Source organism: Arthrobacter sp. Bi26 (assembly GCF_918697925.1).
In the GTDB taxonomy this organism is placed as follows: Bacteria; Actinomycetota; Actinomycetes; order Actinomycetales; family Micrococcaceae; genus Arthrobacter.
This window is the reverse complement of record NZ_CAKKMF010000002.1, coordinates 18,247-31,865: the sequence shown is the minus strand read 5'-3', so window position 1 is coordinate 31,865 and position 13,619 is coordinate 18,247. Positions and strand designations below refer to the sequence as shown.

Here is a 13,619-nt window from a genome sequence, read left to right as displayed (position 1 = left end):
CACCCGAGTGACAAAGGAGTCCCTGATGAGTTCCTTAGCAACATCCAGCCGGAGCGCAGAGCGTACGGCATCTTCCAGTCCAACCCGGACCCGTCCACAGCCCGGTCCGGCCCCGTCCCGTCAAGCCAGGGACAACCTGACCGGCTGGGGCTTCGCCGCCCCTTTCCTGGCGTTCTTCCTTGTCTTCCTGGTCTGGCCCATTCTTTACGGCCTTTTCATGAGCCTGACAGGCAAGTCCCTTACTGGCGCCAACGACAACCTGATTGGCCTGGCCAACTACGCCGAGGCCTTGGCCGATGCGGACATGTGGCGTTCCCTGGGCAACACGCTCTACTTCACGGTGATAAGCACGGTTCCCTTGGTGATCGTCGCCTTGATCATGGCCGCCCTGCTTAACGTCGGATTGCCCGCGCAATGGCTGTGGCGGCTCTCCTACTTTGCGCCGTACCTGCTCGCCTCGACCGTGGTCTCACTGTTCTTTACCTGGATGTACAACCCGCAGCTGGGGCTGATCAACGACTCCCTGGCGAAAATCGGGCTTCCGAAGGTGGCCTGGCTGAACGACCCGAACGTGGCGATGTGGGCGATCGTCATCGCCACGCTGTGGTGGACCGTCGGCTTCAACTTTCTCTTGTACCTGGCGGCCATGCAGAACATCCCCCACCAGCACTACGAGGCGGCATCCCTGGACGGGGCCGGAGCCTGGCGGCAGTTCTTCTCCATCACCCTGCCGCAGCTGGCTCCGACCACCGTGATGATCGTCCTCCTCCAGATTCTGGCATCACTGAAAATCTTTGATCAGGTGTACCAGATGACGGCTGGCGGCCCCAGCGGTTCCACCAGGCCAGTGGTGCAGTACATCTTCGAAACCGGGTTTACCGGCTACCGGCTGGGCTACTCCGCAGCCGTCTCCTACATTTTCTTCGGGCTGATCGTGATCGTCTCGGTCATGCAGTTCGTCATCACGCGCCGCAGGAGTGCATAACCATGGCAACCCAGACACTCACCCGCCCCGCCCCGCACACCGCCGGCGCAGCAGCGGCCCGAAAACCCCGCAGGAAGATCACGGCCGGCAAGGCCGCCGTCACCGCGGTCGCGGCGCTCCTGGCAGTCTTGTGGCTCGTTCCCTTCGCCTGGGCCACGGTTACCGCCTTCAAGTCCGAGACCGACGCCGCAGCGCCGAAGGTCAGCTGGATCCCGCCGTCGGGCTTTACCGCGGATGCTTTCGTCAAAGTGTTCCAAGACGGCAATATCCCGCTGTGGACGTGGAATTCCCTCTACACCTCGGCCGCCATCACCGCGATCACGCTGGTCATCTCCGCGCTGGTCGCCTACGCCTTGTCCCGCATCGATTTCCGGGGCAAAAAAGTCCTGATGACGGTGATCATCGCCTCGATCATCATCCCGCCGCCAGTGCTGATGATTCCGCTGTTCTATCAGATGGTGGCGCTCCACATGATCGACACGGCCTGGGCCGTCATCCTGCCGCAGGTCATCCACCCCGCCATGGTGTTCGTGCTCAAAAAGTTCTTTGATCAGATCCCGCGTGAACTCGAGGAAGCTGCGGTGATGGATGGTGCCAGCCGGATGCGGATCTTCATTCAGGTCATCCTGCCGCTCTCACGCCCCATTCTCGCCGCCGTCGCGATCTTCGTTTTCATCAGCGCGTGGAACAACTTCCTCTGGCCCTTCATCTCCACGAACGATGGGTCCATCCTGACCCTTCCGGTTGGACTGCAGACCATTAAGAGTGCCTATGGCATCCAGTACGCGCAAAACATGGCATCCGCACTGCTCGCGGCCTTGCCGCTCATCCTGGTCTTCCTGTTCTTCCAGCGCCAGATCATCAAGGGCGTTGCGACCACCGGGCTCGCCGGCACCTGAACCTGACCTCCGATTACTTCCAACGAACCTGTTCAACCAAAAGGAGATACGCCACATGTCCCGCGCACGAATCACCCTGGACCGAGACTTCACCATCGGGGAAGTGCCCCGCCGCCTTTTTGGCTCCTTCGTTGAGCACATGGGCCGCTGCGTTTACACCGGAATCTACGAACCGGGCCACCCGGAGGCCGACGAAAACGGTTTCCGCCAGGACGTGCTCAAGCTCGTCAAGGAACTCGGGGCCACTGTCATCCGCTACCCCGGCGGCAACTTCGTGTCCGGATATAACTGGGAAGACGGGGTAGGTCCCCGGGAAGGCCGCCCACGACGGCTCGACGGCGCCTGGCACACCCTGGAGACGAACGCCTTCGGACTGCACGAGTTCGTGGACTGGTCACGCCAGGCAGGGACCGAAATCATGGAAGCCATCAACCTGGGCACCCGGGGTGTGGATGCGGCGCGCGAGATCGTGGAGTACGCGAACCATCCCGGAGGGACCTATCTGTCGGACCTGCGCGCCAAGAACGGGCATAAGGACCCGTTCAACATCAAGCTGTGGTGCCTCGGCAATGAAATGGACGGGCCCTGGCAGATCGGCCACAAGACCGCGGACGAGTACGGCCGGCTGGCCCAGGAGGCGGCCAAAGCGATGCGGTTCGTGGACCCGGACATCGAACTGGTGGCCTGCGGAAGCTCCAGCTCCGGCATGCCCACGTTCGGAGCCTGGGAACAGACAGTGCTGACCCACGCCTACGAGGAAGTGGATTACGTCTCGCTGCATGCCTACTACCAGGAGCATGAGGGCGACGTTGGCAGCTTCCTCGCCAGCGCAGTGGACACTGACTATTTCATCGAATCAGTCATCGCAACTGCCGATGCCGTCCGCGCGAAGGGAAAGCACAAGAAGACCATCAACCTGTCCTTCGACGAGTGGAACGTCTGGTACCAGCGCGGCCTCGACACCGAGGACCAGCCGCATCAGGTGGCCAAGGCCGGCTGGCGTGAGCACCCCAGGGTCATTGAGGACAAGTACAACGTGACGGATGCCGTGGTCGTCGGAACCCTGCTCAACTCGCTGCTCCGCCACGGCGACCGGGTCAAGATCGCCAACCAGGCACAGCTGGTCAACGTCATCGCCCCGATCCTCAGCGAGGAAAACGGCCCGGCCTGGCGGCAGACCATCTTCCACCCCTTCGCGCGCATGGCCGAACTGGCCAAGGGCCAGATCCTGCGCCTGTCCGTTGACTCGGACAAGTACGAAAATGCGCGGTTCGGCGGCACCGACCTCGTGGATGTCAGTGCGACGTGGAACGAGGAAACGGGCCGGGTGGCGCTGTTCTTCGCCAACCGCGGACTGGAGGAAGCGGCAGATATTGAAGTCGCCCTGCGCGGCTTTGACGCCCGCCAAGTTCTCCGCGCGGAGGTCCTGGAAATACCCGAAGGCGGGGACCGTTTCACGGTCAATACTCAGGGCAGCCCGGACCAGGTGGGGCTCCGGCCGCTGGCAGGGGCGAAGGCGAGCGGCTCCGAACTTCGGGCAACGCTGCCGGCGCTGTCCTGGGCTGTGATTGAGCTGGAGGTCATCAAGAACTGAGCACATGCCCGCAGCAGCTTTAGGCCAGCTTTACGAGGACGTCGGCGGGAGCCCAAGAAGCTCCCGCCGACGTTGACTTTGCGCGAAGCAGGGACGAATCATTATCCCAAGTCGGTCACACCGGCGCGGATCTGCGAGAACTTGGACGTATTCGGCTTCGACCTTTCCGCGGACGAGCTGGCAGTCGTAGACGGCCTTGGGCGGGACGGCCGCACCGGCCCCCACCCGGCCGAATTCAACGGCCAGGCCGCTCAGGGAAGCGCGTACACGCGGCGGGCGTTGTCGCGTGCGACGAGTTGCACGATCTTGCGGGCATCCGCCTCTGAACAGTCGTCGTCGTCGATCCATCCGCCGACTACCTTGGTGATTGCGTTGCGCCACAGTCTCGCTCCGAGGTAGTGAAGTTCCGCTGGGCCGAAGGCGTCGGAGGAGTAAAGGACTTTTGTGAAGGGGGCCAGCTCGAACGAGCGGGCCACCAGGTCAGGGCTCCGTGCCCCGGTGAAGTTCACGGCAAGGCCCACATCGAGGTAGACGTTTTCAAAGGCGTGGGCCAAATAGCCGGCTTCGCGCTCGAATGGATAGCAGTGGAGCAGCATGATGGGTGTGTCCCGGACGTCGGGGGACCGGAGAAAGTCCAAGAGGTACAGGGGATTGGTTTTGTGGAGGTCCAGGTCGCGGTCCCCGAATCCGACATGGAATTGCAGAGGAAGCTTCATCGACACCGCCGTATGAATCCCGTGGGCAATGAGTGTCACGTCGGTGAGCTTCGCATTGGTGCCGGTGCGGAGGTTCTCTTGCCAACGGCGGGCCGCTTCAGTGACCGCAGCCGGTGTTGGCCGGCTGAGATTCTGGTCGAATCCTGCGCGGTAGGCGAGAACCGTCTTGACGCCCACGGCGCTGCGGGTGAGCTCGTGAAGCCGGTGACCGAACTCTTCAACGTAATCTGCCGGGTTGGCAATCTCCTGGATCAGCGCCTCGGCGACCAGTTCCAGCCGAACGATCTCGTGGGTTCGCCCGCCGGAGACGTCGGCCATGCCGGCCGTGCCGAGGTAGTCAGCGGCATCCAATCCTGTATCGATCAGCCAGTCACTCACCCCGGCAGCGCGGGTCATGCGCCGGCTGACCTCGAGTTCCCCAAGCGCGGAGCGCCGGCTCCAGTAGTCCGCTGGGGAAGCGTGGCGTGGCAAATCAAGAATGCCGCTGCACCAGCGACGGAAGGCGAGCCCGATTTGTGTGTTGTAGGCGTCCTCCGGGTTGGCCAGCGGTTCGGTGTTCCCTTCATTGAGCGAGTTCTGAAAGCGTGCCTCATCGCCGGCGGCGTGAAACGCGCCATGCACGTGGTGATCAATAAGGCTGACTTGTTCGACAAAGTCCGCAAAAAAGCCGCCTGCCATTAGATCGACCAGGCAAGTCGAAAGCGTTCGGCAAGCTCGTCCGGCGAGAGTTCCGCGGAGATTCGCTGTTCGTAGCGCCGGACGGCCACCGTGGCATCGACGATGGCGTCTCCCAGAAGCCCGCGTGCAAGGCGCGACGTGTCCAGCGTGTCGATGATGGCGGCGGGGGAGTCTGCGAGCAGCCGGATATTGGCCCGGTGCCGCTCGTCTTCCGATAGCCGTCCGGGGTCACCCGTGATCTCTGCCGGAAGCCTGCGCCCGCCGCGGATGCCGTCAAGGGAGAGTGCCAGGATGGACGCGGAGGCCAGATACACGTTTGCCGACGGGTCGACGATTTTCACTTCGACGTTGGCTCCGTGCGGATTACTGTTTCCCTCGTTCAGAAAGCGCACCGAGGCTTCCCGGTTTTCCAGGCCCCAGCATAAGTAGGCGCCCGACCACGTGCCAGGTGCCAAGCGGCTTCCGGACAAGACTGATCCCGTGAGAAAACCCTGGACGTCGGGGAGTCCCGCAATGATGCCCCCAATGGCAGCGCCTCCCTCAGCGCAGATGCCGTGCGGTCCGCTGCCGCCGGAGAACAGCGGCATGCCGTCCTTGTGGAGCGAAAAGTGCTGGTGGGCACCGTTTCCGACGGTGCCGGAAAAGGGCAACGGGGAGAACGAGGCCTGCATGCTGTGGGCCCGGGCGACGATGCCAACGATGATCTTGGAAAGGACCACGGTGTCCGCGGCCTGAACCGGCGAAGCAGGGGGAAGGGAAAACTCGAACTGGTTTCTGCCGTACTCGGCGTGGATCTGCTCCATGGGAATGCCGGCATGGTTCAGAACTGACAGCAGATCATCGAGGAATTCCGATTGGTCCAGGAGCCCGGTTGCCCCGTACGGAACCCAGGGCGCGGTTTCCAGCGCTGAACCGTCCAGGGCGACGAGGAAGAATTCAAGTTCGTGGCCCACAAGTGCCTTGTATCCGGCCTCATCGAGGCTGCCGTCGACATCGGCCAGAAGGCCGCGGGCGCAGGCCGGAGACGCGGCTCCGTCCTGTTCGAAAAGGCTGCCTGGTGCCCATGCCCGGCCACCCCGCAGGACACGGAGTCCCGTGATATCGATCTTGAGGCGCATATCGCCAACGGTGGTGATGCTGTCCGTGAACGCTATCCCGCCGTCGATGGTGAAGACATGCCAGACGGGGGCAGCGCCCATCCCGGATTGGTGGAAGGCTTTGAGCCGGGCTAACGGAACGCTCTTGGCCAGCGTGATGCCCGCAGCATTCACCACCGTGCCGATCACGGTGCGGACGCCGGCCGCTTCGAGCTCGCGCTGAGCTTTCGCAACGGCGGATTCGTCGGCTGATGCGTTTAGGGTCATGCGCCTATCATGCGGCGACTCCCCGTCCAATGAAAGGTTCGAAAGATGTGCCGACTTTTGGCTTGCGCCGCTGCCTTCGACGGCGGCTGGCCGGCGCTGTAGGGGAGCGGCACCCCACGCCAGCGGACGACGTCGGGAAGTCCCGCCGTCGTCCGCGACGTCTCCCCTTACTCGGTGTCCGTGGCGGCCCTTTCTAAATGAGCACGCGTCGGGTTTACTGGGGCGCAAGGCTGACACGCAAGACATGGAGGGGGAACCATGAAGCCCAAGGGGACATGGCAAATTGCAGTGGGCTCAATAGCCCTGGCGGCCACGGTGTTCGTCCTGCCGATGCCGTTGTTTGACGTGTTCTCGGGCATCGCAGGACAGGGTGCGGTGGCGCTGTTCGTCCTCGGACTGGGTCTTCTGGTCGGTGGGCTCGGTTTTGTCGCGGTGGGTCTGCACAAACGACCCCGGAACCTGCGAACGGCGCGCAGCTACGACACCAGGGAGCCCTCCTCAGCCGACGAGGACCGGCCGGTCAATCCCCATGCGGTGCCAAATACCTATGGTGCCCTCCCTCCGCCGGGCTAGAAGCGACCCGTTGGATCAGGATCACGACAGGTGAGGATCCCGTGCCAGAGAGCCTGAGCTGTGTATGGCGCGGGATCCTCCCTGTGTAGGCGGTGAAGCCTAGCGGCTGCTCACCTGACCGAACAGCTTCGCGATTGGTGCGAGCACGAGCGGGCGGGCGGCGTACCACCCGGCCGCCGTGACGGCGATTGCGGCCGCGAAGAGCCAGAAGCCGACCCAGTTCACCACGTCGGTGCCGCCGAACATGTGGTTCAGGTTGCGCAGCGCACCGGTCGCGAACACCAGGAACACGTGGATGAGAATGAACAGCACGAAAAACAGCATCGTCGGGAAGTGAATCGCGCGCGCAACCTCCACCGGGTAGATCTTGTTCAGCGCCTTCGCGTCCTTCGGCCAGAACTCGCTCATGCGCACACCAGTGATCGCCGCGAGCGGGGCCGCGATGAACACCACGAGGAAGTACATGAGCTGCTGCAGGCTGTTGTAGTTCACCCAGCCGGTCTCAACGGGCCAGTCGAGTGTCATGTACTGCAGGAGCGCGGAGAGTGTGTTCGGGAACGCCTCCCAGCTGGTCGGTACGATTCGCATCCAGCGGCCCGAGGCAAACAGCAGCACCACAAAGATGAGTCCGTTGGCCAGCCACAGAATATCCAGCGACTGGTGCAGCCAAAGGTTGATGCTGATCTTCTTGCCACCGCGCTTCGGCGTCCAGAACGCGGGTGGCTTCTGCTCAGTGCGCACCTGGTAGCCGGAGCGAATGATGAGCACCATCAGGAAGATGTTGAAGAAGTGCGCCCACTGCGCCCACCACGGGAACCCGGGCTCGGCCGTATCGGGCAGGTCGTACGCGCCGGGGTACTTTTCGAGGAACTCCGACACGCCCGGCAGCGTCGTCACACCGCGCGCGGCGAGCACAAGAATTGCTGCGGCGGCCACGGCGCCGACGGCGAGGAGCACGACGAGCTTGATCCACTGACCCAGGGTGCGCGACCCGTAAAGCCTCGGCTCGGCTTTTGGCCTCACGGGCTTTTCAGTAACGGCAGCCGGTGCCGGTGCCGGCGCGGCGGGAGGGGCGGCGGGGACCGCGGGTGCACTCGCGACCGCCGGCGGCTCCGCCTCGGCAACGGTCTCCACCACACTGGCAGCCGGGGCCGAGGGATGGGCCGGAGCGATGAGTTCGGGCTCCGCCTGCACCGCAGGGGCGGCAGCGGGCGACGGCGCAAGTCCAGCCGGCGGCCACGGCTCGCCGCCCGGCACGCGGGGAAGCCCGCGGCGAAGCGACGTGGTTCCCATTGCCAGTGGGACGGGTGCGGTGGCCGGGGCAACTGCAGTCGACGCTGCTGCCGGCACTGCTTTCTCAGCAGCACCTGCGGCAGCAGCCGTAACAGCAGCTGCGGCCGGCGCGCCTGCGGCGGGAGCCCCGGACAGAGCCGCCACTGATACCGGAACCTCGCCTGCTGGCGGCCAAGGTTCGCCGCCCGGCAGGCGGGGCAGGCCGCGGCGAAGCTGCCGCGGCACCGCGGCGCCGGAGCTCACGGCCGGGACCGGAGCGGACACCGCCGTCGCACCCGGTGCCGTTTCCAAGGCAGCGGCGGCAGCCGCGGGCGCGGGGGGCGCGGCGGCCGCTGGCCCGGCGGTGACCGGTCCCGCCCCTGAATCAGACGCCGGCGCGGCGGCCGTTCCTGCCGTGACAATGCGGGCGGGCGCCTCGCCTGCTGGAGGCCAGGGGTCACCGCCTTCGACGCGCGGCAGGCCACGCCGGATGGACCGAGACTGAGTTGCCATCTTTACTTCTTCCGAGCCTCAAGGGCGCTAATCAGCTGGGGCACAACCTTGAAGAGGTCGCCGACCACACCATAGTCGGCGATCTCGAAGATCGGCGCGTCTGAATCCTTGTTGATGGCGACGATCGTCTTCGCGGTCTGCATGCCGGCCCGGTGCTGAATCGCGCCGGAAATGCCCAGCGCGATATACAGCTGTGACGACACGGAAACCCCGGTCTGGCCGACCTGATGCGACTGCGGGATGTAGCCCGCATCCACCGCGGCGCGCGAGGCACCAACGGCTGCACCGAGGGTATCGGCGAGCTGTCCGACGAGGGCGAACTGTTCCTCCGACCCGAGGCCGCGGCCACCCGCGACAACCTTGGCGGCACCACGCAGCTCCGGCCGCGAGGTGGCGGCAACTGCCTCCTCGAACGAGTCGATCCGGGCGGCCGGCTTCCCGGAGGGCGTCACGGCCAAGGTCTCCGACGCCTGCGGCTGAGCCGTGGCACGTGCATCGACGGAGCCTTGGCGGACCGTAATGACGGGCGCCCCGAACGTGGACGTTGACGTCACGTTGTAGGCACCGCCGTAGACGGAGTGGTGTGCCACGACGCCCTCGTCATCACGTGATACGCCGATCGCATCGGCAGAGATCGCCGCACGCGAACGTGCAGCGTAACGGCCGGCAAGGTCGCGCCCATTCAGGGAATGCGAAATCAGGATCGCGTCCGGCTGCACCTGCTCCACGGCGGCGGCAAGCGCGTCAACGCTCGGCACTCCGAGCGCTGACGGATCCGGCGTCTCGGCGATCAGTACGTGCGCGGCACCGAGGACCGCGGCCTCGGCGGCGCTCCCGGCACCGGGTGCGGCAAGTACCAAGGCAACTGGCGTGCCAACGGCAGCGGCAGCGCCGAAGAGTCCGGGGGCTGCCTTCTCGAGTTCACCCGAAGCCTGGGCTTCTACGACGACGAGGATTGCGTCACGAGGAAAATCAGTCATGTCGTTAGTCCTTAGGCCAGTCGGTTTTCGATGAGGAAGTCGGCGAGCTTCTCGCCGGCATCACCCTCGTCAATGATCTTGACGCCCGCCGCGTGCGGGGGCTTTTCTGCAACGGTCAGCATGATCGAACGCGCCGCGTCCGGGTTGTCGGCCGTGACCCCGAGGTCTGCGAGGGTCAGCACCTCAACGGGCTTCTTCTTCGCGGCCATAATTCCTTTGAAGTTCGGGAAGCGCGGCCCGGGAAGCGCCTCGGTAATGGAAATCACCGCCGGCAGGGTCGCCGATACCTGCTGCACGCCGGATTCAACGGGCCTGGAGCCGGACACCGCGCCGTCGCTGATCTGTACGGAGCTGAGGCCGGTAGCAAGCGGCACGTCAAGCAATTCTGCGAGCATCGCGGGAATCATGCCGCCGGATCCATCGGTGGAGACGTTGCCGGTGATCACAAGGTCAAACTCAACGCGACGGATCGCTGCCGCGAGGGTTTCGGCGGTAAGTCCAAGATCCGCACCCCGGAGCGCCTCGTCGGAGATGTGGGTGGCGCTGCCCGCTCCCATCGCCAGCCCCTTGCGTATCGTTGCCGTCGCACCCTCGGGGGCGAGGGAGAGGACTGCGACCTCAGTGCCCTCGTTCGCGTCGGCGTACGTCAATGCCAGCTCCAAGGCCCGCTCACCGATCTCATCAATGACTGTCTCGCTGGCTTCTCGATCGGCGAGGCCTGTTTCAAGGTTCAGTTTTCGGTCCCCGTACGTGTCGGGGACCTCCTTTACTAGGACGATAATCTTCATCGATGGTTCTTCCTGTGGCGGGCTTGTCTCTACAGAGGAGACGTGTCGGATCTCCATTGAGTCTACGAAAGTGGCGCCCTTCCTGTCGGACAGAGCCCGTGTCGCGAGTTGCGGTGTCTGCTCTTCGTCCTAGGCGGTGCTCATGCCGGAGGTGATCAGAGCCATGACGTTCGAGTCGGCGACGGCCATGGCATCAGGGACTTCGCGGTTCTCCGCCGCCGACGACATCCTCGCGTTTTTCCCGCACACGCAGGGAGAGGCGCCGAAGGAAGAAAAAAGAAACTCCGATTGGTGCGTAACCTTTCGGGGTTCCCCAGCGATTACGGCTTTGTAAGCGCCGCCGGAGCTTGGACCCCCACCAGGCATCCGGCCGGCCTTCCGCTGTAAGTGCTGGTCGGCGCCTGCCCCCAAGATGCGCCGGCCAGCCTTTACGCAACCAAAGGATGGAGGTTTCTTGTGAAGAGTGTTAGCAAGACCGCCGCGTGCTGACCATGCAGGGAAACCAGCTCCGTGCCACGCTCCGCATGGACGCCCCGTTCGGCACCGACCCGCTGGCCTACGCCCGGACGCCGGTCGGCTACGCCGACGAAAACAGCTCAAATATCCCGCGCTCCTACTCCGATCACGTCGCCGCACTGCGCACCGAACGGGCCACCGCAGGGATTCCGTTGCGGGACGCGTGGATGGTGACCGCCGAAGTCTGGATGAACTACCTCTGCACCAACCCGCTGTGCTGTTCTGAGCAGCCCCTGGACGCGATCACCGCCAGCACCGGAAACGCCGCCGTGATCTACGCCGGAAGCAACGTCAGCGGATTCACGGAACCGGCACCGTTCACCGGGGACGCGGGAACCCGCGAAGCCATCGCGGCCTACCGCCCCGATGGATGGCCTGAAGGGCTGGAGAACAGTCGCGACGCGTGGGCCCAGGTGCTGGGGAACCCCGCCACCCTGACCGCCCGGATCGCGCAGGAACTGGCAGGAGCATTCCAGCACCCCACCGCTCGAGACTGCCTGATGACTGACGTCATCACCAGTGCACCGGATCAGTTCACGGCCGTCATGCTTGGAGTGTTCCCTGCCCGCCCGGACTGGGCACGCGTGGATACCGCCCAGGAAGTCGCGTTCGAACTGATGAAGGCAACCCCCGAAGGACAGCGTGCCCCGATGCTGTGCCTGATCGGCTGGCTGGAATGGCTCAAAGGCAAGTCCAGCTTCGCCGCCCGGTACTTCAAGCTGGCACTGGACGACGCCACCGACTACCGCCTCGCCTTGCTGCTGGCCGAACTCGTGAACCGCGGACTCGTCGCTGACTGCGCGCGGAACCCGGAAAAGTCCTACGCCCGCCCAAGAACCGCTAACCGGAGGAACTGAGGCCGGGCCCACACATCAGGGTCCGGCCTTACTCGTCGGAATCCTCCCCAGGTGCGCGCCGGCCTCCGCCACGCCGCCACGCCGCTGCGCCGGCCGCCGGTAACGCTGGCGCAGCCCCAACACCGGCGAATGCGCAGGAACTCCCGCTAGGGTTAAGGACCCCGCCGTCCGACACCCCAGGCAAGGAATCCCAGCTGTGGCCGATGAGATCCGCATGACCGAGGAAGACACCGTCGCCCCTGGCGCCAGCCAGCTCGAGGACGTGCTGGAGCTGAGCCTGCTGACAGCAGGCCCGTCCGCCGGCCCGGCGGACTTTCGCGTAGAAGACCACCGGCTCGAGGAGCCGTAACCCCTGCAGCATCGACGCGGCACCCCAGATTTCCTTTTCCCAGGGTGAAGCGTGGCCGGCGTCCCCGCCCTGCTACCCGTCGCGCACGCCGGGTCAGTCGGCCGGGGCGCCGGACTTCGCAGGAACCAGGTTGATGGGGAGCATGAACGCTGCCACGAGCCCAACGAGTCCCAACACGGCGAGGGTGATCATCGCGAGACCGTACGACCACGTGATGAGGATCGTCCCCGCCACGGCAGTGCCGAGCGATGAGCCCAGGTTCGACACGCTGCGCGACAGGCCGGAGATCTCGCCCTGCAGCTCATCGGGGAAGCTCGACTGGACCAGGTTGACGGACGGGGTTAGCATCGCGCCCACTCCCAGCCCGATCAGCAGAAGCCCGGGGGCGAAGGCCCACGCGGTCGGATTCCCGTTCACCATGGCGACGAGCAAGGCGATCCCGCACAGCGTGACGATGAAGCCGACGATGACCAGGGTGCGTTGCTTGTGCCTCCTCGCGAGCCGCTCGGCAGCGATTGACGAGACCAGGATGCCGGCGGTGGCCGCCGTGAAGATCACCCCGGTCTCGATCGCGTTGTACCCTCGCACGACTTGGAGGTACGCCGACACGACGAATGAGGTCCCCAGCAGGAGGAGCCATTGCACGTTCTGCGTGATGAGACCGAGATTCGATGTTCGATTCCGGAAGAGCCCGGTGGACAGCAGCGGCTCCTCACCCTTGCGCTCCTTGGCGCGCACGTGGATGAAGAACCAGAGCAGCAGCAGCGCGCCGGCAGCCATGAAGACCGCCATCAGCAGCAGGTCGTTGTCCGCCAGCATGATGCCGGTGACGAGGACCACCAGCCCCGCGGCGGAGAGCACAGCCCCCATGGAGTCGAACGGCTTGCTCGGATCCGCGGGCACCGGGTCCTGAACCGCGCGGCGGCTGAGCAAGATGATGATCACGATGATCAGCGCCTGGAAGATGAAAGCCGCCCGCCAGCTGATCGCGGTGCTGATGAGCCCGCCGATCAGCGGCCCCGCGGCCGCCCCGATTCCGCCCATGCCGCTGATCACTCCGAATGCCTTAGCCCGGGAGGTCACGTCCGTGAACAGCATGGTCGTCAGAATGTAGACGGGTGGGATCAGCAGTGCCGTCCCGACACCTTCCAGGATCGAGTTGCCGATGATCAGCACGAACAAGTTCGGCGCCACCGCACTTGTCACCGCCCCGACCCCGTACAGCGAGAGTCCGATGATAAATAGTCTCTTGCGACCCCAGAGATCGGTCAGCTTGCCGCCCGGAATCATCAGCGCGGCCATGACCAGCAAGAAGATCGTGATGGCCGTCTGGATTCCCTCGACGGTTGTGTTCAGATCCTCGCTCATGTCATTGATCATCACGTTCATGTTCGAGCCCGCGAAGCTGCAGATGAACTGCGCCAGGGCGAGCGGCACCAGCACCCTGCCCAGCTCCTGTTTCGTCCGGCCTATGACGACGTTTCCGGCCATTTCGAGCTCCTTTCGAGGTGGCGCGATGCCCTCCGACGGCGGAT

The 13,619-nt window shown here is 64.7% G+C and carries 12 protein-coding genes and 1 pseudogene; 7 read left to right on the top strand and 6 right to left on the bottom strand.

The features are described 5' to 3' along the window. Nucleotides 1-25: 25 nt before the first annotated feature. From LQV16_RS00765 to LQV16_RS00750, 4 genes and pseudogenes are all read left to right on the top strand, one after another. Complete coding sequence (locus LQV16_RS00765; RefSeq protein WP_229992028.1) at nucleotides 26-985, top strand: sugar ABC transporter permease; 960 nt, start codon at nucleotides 26-28, stop codon at nucleotides 983-985. Between the two features lie 2 nt (nucleotides 986-987). Then, on the top strand, nucleotides 988-1,884 hold the full coding sequence (locus LQV16_RS00760; protein ID WP_229992027.1) for a carbohydrate ABC transporter permease: 897 nt from the start codon (nucleotides 988-990) through the stop codon (nucleotides 1,882-1,884). 55 nt (nucleotides 1,885-1,939) lie between these two features. Continuing rightward, nucleotides 1,940-3,478 (top strand): alpha-N-arabinofuranosidase, encoded by a 1,539-nt coding sequence (locus LQV16_RS00755; RefSeq protein ID WP_229992025.1) that lies wholly within the window; start codon nucleotides 1,940-1,942, stop codon nucleotides 3,476-3,478. 105 nt (nucleotides 3,479-3,583) lie between these two features. Next, nucleotides 3,584-3,721, top strand: a pseudogene (locus LQV16_RS00750) (aldo/keto reductase); the annotation flags it as partial. Nucleotides 3,722-3,729: 8 nt separating this feature from the next. Here LQV16_RS00750 and LQV16_RS00745 read toward each other — a convergent pair. Together LQV16_RS00745 and LQV16_RS00740 are read right to left on the bottom strand one after the other, a co-directional pair. Then, nucleotides 3,730-4,872, bottom strand: coding sequence for an amidohydrolase family protein (locus LQV16_RS00745; RefSeq protein ID WP_229992023.1), 1,143 nt, complete (start codon nucleotides 4,870-4,872; stop codon nucleotides 3,730-3,732). After that, entirely contained in the window at nucleotides 4,872-6,236 is a 1,365-nt protein-coding gene (locus LQV16_RS00740; protein ID WP_229992022.1) for a glutamine synthetase family protein, read from the bottom strand. Before LQV16_RS00740 ends, LQV16_RS00745 begins: the two co-directional genes overlap by 1 nt. 258 nt (nucleotides 6,237-6,494) lie before the next feature. Here LQV16_RS00740 and LQV16_RS00735 point away from each other — a divergent pair, with 258 nt between their 5' ends. Further along, nucleotides 6,495-6,809, top strand: coding sequence for a hypothetical protein (locus LQV16_RS00735; protein ID WP_229992020.1), 315 nt, complete (start codon nucleotides 6,495-6,497; stop codon nucleotides 6,807-6,809). A gap of 99 nt (nucleotides 6,810-6,908) precedes the next feature. On the opposite strand, the gene LQV16_RS00730 is transcribed toward LQV16_RS00735, so the two are convergent. The 3 genes from LQV16_RS00730 to LQV16_RS00720 form a co-directional block, all read right to left on the bottom strand. Further along, nucleotides 6,909-8,102, bottom strand: a complete 1,194-nt coding sequence (locus LQV16_RS00730; RefSeq protein WP_356815639.1) for a cytochrome b/b6 domain-containing protein — start codon at nucleotides 8,100-8,102, stop codon at nucleotides 6,909-6,911. Between the two features lie 494 nt (nucleotides 8,103-8,596). Continuing rightward, on the bottom strand, nucleotides 8,597-9,574 hold the full coding sequence (locus tag LQV16_RS00725) for an electron transfer flavoprotein subunit alpha/FixB family protein (protein WP_229992017.1): 978 nt from the start codon (nucleotides 9,572-9,574) through the stop codon (nucleotides 8,597-8,599). An 11-nt stretch (nucleotides 9,575-9,585) separates the two neighbouring features. Next, complete coding sequence (locus LQV16_RS00720; RefSeq protein WP_229992107.1) at nucleotides 9,586-10,362, bottom strand: electron transfer flavoprotein subunit beta/FixA family protein; 777 nt, start codon at nucleotides 10,360-10,362, stop codon at nucleotides 9,586-9,588. Between the two features lie 491 nt (nucleotides 10,363-10,853). On the opposite strand from LQV16_RS00720, the gene LQV16_RS00715 reads away from it, so the two are divergent. Together LQV16_RS00715 and LQV16_RS00710 are read left to right on the top strand one after the other, a co-directional pair. After that, nucleotides 10,854-11,735, top strand: a complete 882-nt coding sequence (locus LQV16_RS00715; protein ID WP_229992106.1) for a DUF4192 family protein — start codon at nucleotides 10,854-10,856, stop codon at nucleotides 11,733-11,735. 196 nt (nucleotides 11,736-11,931) lie between these two features. After that, on the top strand, nucleotides 11,932-12,084 hold the full coding sequence (locus tag LQV16_RS00710; protein ID WP_229992015.1) for a hypothetical protein: 153 nt from the start codon (nucleotides 11,932-11,934) through the stop codon (nucleotides 12,082-12,084). 93 nt (nucleotides 12,085-12,177) lie between these two features. On the opposite strand, the gene LQV16_RS00705 is transcribed toward LQV16_RS00710, so the two are convergent. Next, nucleotides 12,178-13,575 carry an MFS transporter gene (locus tag LQV16_RS00705; protein ID WP_229992014.1) on the bottom strand — a complete coding sequence of 466 codons (1,398 nt, stop codon included), beginning with the start codon at nucleotides 13,573-13,575 and terminating at the stop codon, nucleotides 12,178-12,180. Nucleotides 13,576-13,619: the final 44 nt, after the last annotated feature.

Bases quoted from the DNA above. Each gene is read 5' to 3' on its own strand.
- LQV16_RS00765 (WP_229992028.1), top strand. From the start codon at position 26: ATGAGTTCCTTAGCAACATCCAGCCGGAGCGCAGAGCGTACGGCATCT.
- LQV16_RS00760 (WP_229992027.1), top strand. From the start codon at position 988: ATGGCAACCCAGACACTCACCCGCCCCGCCCCGCACACCGCCGGCGCA.
- LQV16_RS00755 (WP_229992025.1), top strand. From the start codon at position 1,940: ATGTCCCGCGCACGAATCACCCTGGACCGAGACTTCACCATCGGGGAA.
- LQV16_RS00745 (WP_229992023.1), bottom strand. From the start codon at position 4,872: ATGGCAGGCGGCTTTTTTGCGGACTTTGTCGAACAAGTCAGCCTTATT.
- LQV16_RS00740 (WP_229992022.1), bottom strand. From the start codon at position 6,236: ATGACCCTAAACGCATCAGCCGACGAATCCGCCGTTGCGAAAGCTCAG.
- LQV16_RS00735 (WP_229992020.1), top strand. From the start codon at position 6,495: ATGAAGCCCAAGGGGACATGGCAAATTGCAGTGGGCTCAATAGCCCTG.
- LQV16_RS00730 (WP_356815639.1), bottom strand. From the start codon at position 8,102: ATGGGAACCACGTCGCTTCGCCGCGGGCTTCCCCGCGTGCCGGGCGGC.
- LQV16_RS00725 (WP_229992017.1), bottom strand. From the start codon at position 9,574: ATGACTGATTTTCCTCGTGACGCAATCCTCGTCGTCGTAGAAGCCCAG.
- LQV16_RS00720 (WP_229992107.1), bottom strand. From the start codon at position 10,362: ATGAAGATTATCGTCCTAGTAAAGGAGGTCCCCGACACGTACGGGGAC.
- LQV16_RS00715 (WP_229992106.1), top strand. From the start codon at position 10,854: ATGCAGGGAAACCAGCTCCGTGCCACGCTCCGCATGGACGCCCCGTTC.
- LQV16_RS00705 (WP_229992014.1), bottom strand. From the start codon at position 13,575: ATGGCCGGAAACGTCGTCATAGGCCGGACGAAACAGGAGCTGGGCAGG.